Origin of the sequence: Qipengyuania sp. NPDC077410, assembly GCF_044543405.1 — a bacterium.
GTDB lineage: Bacteria > Pseudomonadota > Alphaproteobacteria > Sphingomonadales > Sphingomonadaceae > Qipengyuania > Qipengyuania pacifica.
The window spans coordinates 2501-5887 of the sequence record NZ_JBITWB010000009.1 but is presented as its reverse complement, the minus strand read 5'-3'; the positions used below and the strand labels follow the sequence as shown (position 1 = coordinate 5887).

Here is a 3387-nt window from a genome sequence, read left to right as displayed (position 1 = left end):
TTTCGCGCGTAATTACGGGAGGCATAAAAAAGGGGCTCTGCCAGTTGGCGGAGCCCTTGTTTGTTTTGGTTGCGGGGGTTGGATTTGAACCAACGACCTTCAGGTTATGAGCCTGACGAGCTACCGGACTGCTCCACCCCGCGGTACCGTATGTGTGTCGTCTGGATGGTATCCAGAGACGAAAAAGCCGCCGCGCGGTGTGCACCGGCAGCGGCTTTTTTGAAATCGTGAATGGGTTTGTACCGAGCCCGTCTGCTATAATGCCTGGCGACGACCTACTCTTCCAGTGCTTAGGCACTAGTACCATCGGCGCTGTCCGGTTTCACGTCCGAGTTCGAGATGGGATCGGGTGGGTCACAGACGCTATAGCCACCAAGCAATAAAGCAGGCGGGCTGGTCGCCCCTGGGGCAAACCCAAGGGGACCGGTTCGGTATTTTAAATCGATGTTTGTTGAGCTTTTGAGGGCTTATCCGGCTTCGAAGTTTCCTCCGATCGCTGACAGCCTGACCTGTGTAAGAACAGGGCTGTCGTTGATGGTATGGATCCTACAAGCGCGAAAAGAACTATTAGGACCGGTTAGCTCCACACATTACTGCGCTTCCACACCCGGCCTATCAACGTCATGGTCTATGACGGTTCGAAGATTGCTTATCTCAAGGGAGGCTTCCCGCTTAGATGCTTTCAGCGGTTATCCCGTCCGTACATAGCTACCCTGCGGCACCCTTGGCAGGATGACAGGTACACCAGAGGTACGTTCACCCCGGTCCTCTCGTACTAGGGGCAACTCCTTTCAACAATCGACGCCCACGGCAGATAGGGACCAAACTGTCTCGCGACGTTCTGAACCCAGCTCACGTACCACTTTAATTGGCGAACAGCCAAACCCTTGGGACCTGCTCCAGCCCCAGGATGTGATGAGCCGACATCGAGGTGCCAAACGATTCCGTCGATATGAGCTCTTGGGAATCATCAGCCTGTTATCCCCGGCGTACCTTTTATCCGTTGAGCGATGGCCCTTCCACGAGGGACCACCGGATCACTATGACCGACTTTCGTCTCTGCTCGACCTGTCGGTCTCGCAGTCAGGCATGCTTATGCCATTGCACTCTTGCAGACGGTTTCCAACCGTCCTGAGCATACCATCGCGCGCCTCCGTTACTCTTTAGGAGGCGACCGCCCCAGTCAAACTACCCGCCACAGAGGGTCCCTACACCGGCTAACGGTGCGAGGTTAGACATCAGAAAATCACAGGGTGGTATTTCACCTATGGCTCCACGACAGCTGGCGCCGTCGCTTCAAAGCCTCCCACCTATGCTACACAGTAATTTCCTAATGCCACTCTGAAGCTGCAGTAAAGGTGCACGGGGTCTTTCCGTCTAACCGCGGGTACTCCGCATCTTCACGGAGAATTCAATTTCGCTGAGCATATCCTGGAGACAGTGGGGAAGTCGTTACGCCATTCGTGCAGGTCGGAACTTACCCGACAAGGAATTTCGCTACCTTAGGACCGTTATAGTTACGGCCGCCGTTTACTCGGGCTTCAATTCGGAGCTTGCACTCCTCCTCTTAACCTTCGAGCACCGGGCAGGCGTCACACCCTATACGTCGTCTTGAAGCCGACTTAGCAGAGTGCTGTGTTTTTGCTAAACAGTCGCTACCCCCTGGCCTGTGCCCCCCACAAAGACTTGCGTCGATATGGGGCCTCCTTCTTCCGAAGGTACGGAGGCAATTTGCCGAGTTCCTTCAGGATACTTCTCTCAAGCGCCTTGGTATACTCTACCTGACCACCTGTGTCGGTTTCGGGTACGGTCTATATGAAGAGGCTATTTCCTGGAACCGCTTGGCTGCCCTCTCAATCCAATAAGAGAAAACAACTTCCACGATCCGTCACACATCTTCAGGCCCACGAATATTTACGTGGTTCCCATCGACTACCCCCTTCGGGCTCGTCTTAGGGGCCGGCTAACCCTGCGCCGATTAGCGTTGCGCAGGAACCCTTGGTCTTTCGGCGAGAGGGCATCTCACCCTCTTTGTCGCTACTCATGTCAGCATTCGCACTTCCGATACGTCCAGAGTCGGTTACCCTTCTCCTTCGCTCGCTTACGGAACGCTCCGCTACCGCTCAGAATAAATTCTGAACCCTAAGCTTCGGTGCATATCTTTAGCCCCGTTACATCTTCGCCGCAGGAACCCTTATTTAGACCAGTGAGCTGTTACGCTTTCTTTAAAGGATGGCTGCTTCTAAGCCAACCTCCTGGTTGTTTTGGGATTCCCACATGCTTTCCCACTTAGATATGACTTGGGGACCTTAGCTGTAGGTTAGGGCTGTTTCCCTTTTGACGACGGACCTTAGCACCCGCCGTCTGTCTGCCGGATAAGACTCGATGGTATTCGGAGTTTGGTTAGGTTTGGTACCGCTCGCGCAGCCCTAGCCCATCCAGTGCTCTACCCCCATCGGCATACATCCGACGCTCTACCTCAATAGATTTCGCGGAGAACCAGCTATTTCCCGGCTTGATTGGCCTTTCACCCCTAAACACAGCTCATCCGAGAATTTTTCAACATTCACCGGTTCGGTCCTCCAGTGCGTGTTACCGCACCTTCAACCTGGCCATGCCTAGATCGCCGGGGTTCGGGTCTAATTCATCGAACTCAGTCGCCCTATTCAGACTCGCTTTCGCTACGCCTACACCTAACGGCTTAAGCTTGCTCGATAAATTAAGTCACTGACCCATTATGCAAGAGGTACGCTGTCACCCCCTATGGGGCTCCAACTGCTTGTAAGCATCCGGTTTCAGGTACTGTTTCACTCCCCTAATCGGGGTGCTTTTCACCTTTCCCTCACGGTACTGTGTTCGCTATCGGTCATGTGCGAGTATTTAGGCTTGGAGGGTGGTCCCCCCATGTTCAGACAGGATTTCACGTGTCCCGCCCTACTCGAGTCCTTCATCATCACTTTCGCATACGGGGCTGTCACCCACTATGGCCACTCTTTCCAAAGTGTTTTGCTAGTTGAAATGAAGGCACTGGCCTGGTCCCGGTTCGCTCGCCACTACTACGGGAATCTCTGTTGATGTCTTTTCCTCCGGGTACTGAGATGTTTCAGTTCCCCGGGTTCGCTTCACCAAACCTATATATTCAGTCTGGTAATACCCTATCCACCTCTTTCCGATCCACCCGAAGGTCGATCGAAAGGAAATGGTGAGGGTGGGTTTCCCCATTCGGAAATCGCCGGATCAAAGTTTGCTCACAACTCCCCGACGCTTATCGCAGCGTGCCACGTCCTTCATCGCCTGCACATGCCAAGGCATCCACCAAATGCTCTTACCTCACGCTTGAGAATCCACACCATCAACGACAGACCTGCATAAAAGTCCGAAGTCTCA

General features: G+C 53.7%; 1 tRNA gene and 2 rRNA genes. All 3 read right to left on the bottom strand.

From position 1 onward, the window contains the following. Nucleotides 1-66: 66 nt before the first annotated feature. A tRNA-Met gene (locus tag ACIGGE_RS17935) sits at nt 67-143 on the bottom strand. A 119-nt stretch (nt 144-262) separates the two neighbouring features. Next, nucleotides 263-377, bottom strand: a 5S ribosomal RNA gene (gene rrf / locus ACIGGE_RS17930). A 170-nt stretch (nt 378-547) separates the two neighbouring features. After that, nucleotides 548-3339, bottom strand: a 23S ribosomal RNA gene (locus ACIGGE_RS17925). Nucleotides 3340-3387: the final 48 nt, after the last annotated feature.